The sequence below is a fragment of the Mycobacterium sp. genome (assembly GCF_050701675.1).
Classification (GTDB): Bacteria; Actinomycetota; Actinomycetes; order Mycobacteriales; family Mycobacteriaceae; genus Mycobacterium.
On sequence record NZ_JBOGDD010000129.1, the window covers coordinates 1 to 2625 of the forward strand.

The following is a 2625-nucleotide window of genomic DNA, read 5'->3' on the forward strand; positions in this document are numbered from 1 at the left end:
GCGCTGCAGAGCGAGTACTCGCTGTGGACTCGGGATCCCGAGCTCGAGGTGCTGCCCACCTGCGCCGAGCTCGGCATCGGATTCGTCCCGTTCAGCCCGCTGGGCAGGGGCTTCCTCACCGGAACCGTCGCAGCCGCGACGGAGCTCGCCGCCGATGACATGCGAGCGACGATTCCGCGCTTCGCGGCCGAAAACTTTGCCGCCAACGAGGAATTGGTGAATCGCGTGCGCGTCCTCGCCGACGCGAAGGGCGCTAGCCCCGGACAGATCGCTCTGGCCTGGCTGCTTGCCCAGCAGCCGTGGATCGTGCCGATCCCCGGCACCCGACGCCGCAGCCGCGTCGACGAGAACGCCGGTTCCACCCAGGTGGCGCTGTCGTCCGACGAGGTCGCCGATCTCGACGCGCTGGCCGACCAGGTCGGTGTTAGCGGGGACCGTTACAACCCCGCCGGAATGGCGATGATCGGACTCTAAGAACGCCGCCCGCCCGCGCAGCGCACGCAGCGCAGCTGTCGGCGTAGCGTCGGGGTAGCAGGTAGTCAAGGGGTGGTCTCGTGTTGAGCATCTATGTGGCGTCGGACGATCCGTATCTCGACGTTTCCCCGACGGCGCTGTTGATAGGCGCGACGCTTCTCGTTGCACTGTTCGTCGTGACCGTCGTCGCGGACAGGGCAATCGGGTGGTTTCGGCATCGGCAATGAGCCAGTCTCTTGGGTGTCGGATCTGGAGGCGCTGCGGGCGAACGCCGATCAGATCACCGGCGTCGCGGAATCTGCCTGAGTGCCGTTCTCCAGATGCTGTCGGACCGCGAGGCCGATGCGCTGCATAGTCGCCAGCACCTGGTCACGATGGTCCTCACTCCACGTCCAGTTGGCCAGGACGGCGTAGGCAACCCTGCGACCGCTGGCGGTATGCCCGACACAGCCGATGTCGATCCTGGCGTCCGAGATGGTTCCGGTCTTGTTCCACAGCTCGAAGCCATGGTCGGCGGCGGTGTGAGCCAGGGGGTCGAGACCAAACGCCTGCGCCACCATCGACAAGTCGGTGTTCACGCCGAGCCAGCGCCGCACCCGCTCGGATACCGCGGCGTTGTGGATGGCGCCGGCGTCGACGCGGGCGACGAATTCGCACAGTTCCGCAGCGTTGCCCACCGACAGGGTCAGCGGATCGTCCTTGGGACGGTCCAACCGCACCCTGTCCCGTAGCCCGCTCTCGGTGAACCCGAGGTCCCGTGTGGCGCGTTGCACGACCTCAAGCCCAATTCGGCGAAGGAGGACGTTGGTCGCCGTGTTGTCACTGACCGCCCCGATCAACAGGCAGAGGTCTTCGATCCGTTGGTCCTGCTGCCGCAGCAGGTAGAGGATGCCCGAGTCGGCCACCCGGTCTTCCGCGGTGGCGGCGACGACTTCGTCCGGGTCCAATGTCCCGTCCTCGAATCGCCGCGCCACCTCGGCCAGCAGGAAGACCTTGCCCACGCTCGCGGTCTTGAGCACCCGACGCGAATCGTGCTCCCACAATGTCTCGCCGGTGGACAAGTCCTTGATGTGCGCCGACAGGGTCGCCGTGCTGGGCAGCCAGGATGACGCCTGGGCGAAGGGACTCATACCACTTCGTCGAGTTCCGGGATGTCGGCGACTTCAGCGTCGACGGGCACCCGACCGAACCGCTTGCGCAGCGTGTAGGCGATGAGGACGACGATCAGGCTGACCACGCTGGCGATCAGCTGCACGCGCTGATCGGCGTTGAAGACCATGGCGGCCAGGACGATCGCGTAGGCCACGATCACCGCGTAGGTCAGATACGGGAAGAACCACATCCGCAGCGTCAACTGGGACGGGTCTTCGCGTTCGATCGCGCGGCGCACCCGCAGCTCCGAGACCGCGATCATCACGTACATGAAGATTGCGACCACGCCGCAGGAATTCACCAGGAACAGGAACAGGGAATCGGGGGCGATGTAGGCGAGCCCGACCGAGATCCATCCGATCGCGGTGCTGGCGAGGACGGCACGTGCCGGAACACTGCGGCGATCGGTCTTCACGAGCCAGTCGGGCGCGTCACCGTGCGATGCGAGGACCCGCAGGATGCGAGAGGACGTGTAGATGGAGGAGTTCAGCACCGAAAGCACAGCGGTGAGGATGACGAAGTTCATGATCATGGCGGCGCCGGGGATCTCCAGCTTGTCCAGGGCGGCGACGTAAGGGCTGGACAGCACCGATCCGTCGCTCCAGGGCAGGATGCACACGACGAGGAAAATCGAGCCGACGTAGAAGAGGATGATTCGCCAGATGACGCCCGTGGTGGCCTTGGCCACCGACTTGGCGGGCTCGGCGCTCTCCGCGGCGGCGATGGTGACGATTTCGGCTCCGCCGAACGCGAAGATCACCACCACGACGGCGCCCAGTATCGATCCGAACCCGTTCGGGATGAACCCGCCATGGTCCACCAGGTTGCCAAGGCCGCCAGAGTTACCCGGCCATACTCCGATGACCCAGAGCAAGCCCAGGATGATGAACGCGACGATGGCCGCCACCTTGATGCTCGCGAACCAGAACTCGAACTCGCCGAACCACTTCACGGAGATGAGGTTGACGATGGTCATCACGGCCATCAGCAGCATGGCCA

At 65.5% G+C, this 2625-nt stretch carries 4 protein-coding genes; 2 read left to right on the forward strand and 2 right to left on the reverse strand.

Annotation, left to right across the window (positions count from 1 at the left end):
• Nucleotides 1-474, forward strand: a 474-nt coding sequence (locus tag ACRDUX_RS03890) for an aldo/keto reductase (protein ID WP_526411202.1), incomplete at its 5' end; no start/stop codon positions are given.
• Between the two features lie 80 nt (nucleotides 475-554).
• Nucleotides 555-701, forward strand: coding sequence for a hypothetical protein (locus tag ACRDUX_RS03895; RefSeq protein ID WP_526411204.1), 147 nt, complete (start codon nucleotides 555-557; stop codon nucleotides 699-701).
• 48 nt (nucleotides 702-749) lie between these two features.
• Here ACRDUX_RS03895 and ACRDUX_RS03900 read toward each other — a convergent pair whose 3' ends face one another.
• Nucleotides 750-1604, reverse strand: coding sequence for a serine hydrolase (locus tag ACRDUX_RS03900; protein WP_526411206.1), 855 nt, complete (start codon nucleotides 1602-1604; stop codon nucleotides 750-752).
• Nucleotides 1601-2625 (reverse strand): amino acid permease (locus tag ACRDUX_RS03905; protein ID WP_526411208.1); only part of this gene is annotated, 1025 nt, incomplete at its 5' end. The genes ACRDUX_RS03900 and ACRDUX_RS03905, both read right to left, overlap by 4 nt.

What these genes read in the sequence shown, in the direction of transcription:
- ACRDUX_RS03900 (WP_526411206.1), bottom strand. Translation starts at nt 1,604, where the DNA reads ATGAGTCCCTTCGCCCAGGCGTCATCCTGGCTGCCCAGCACGGCGACC.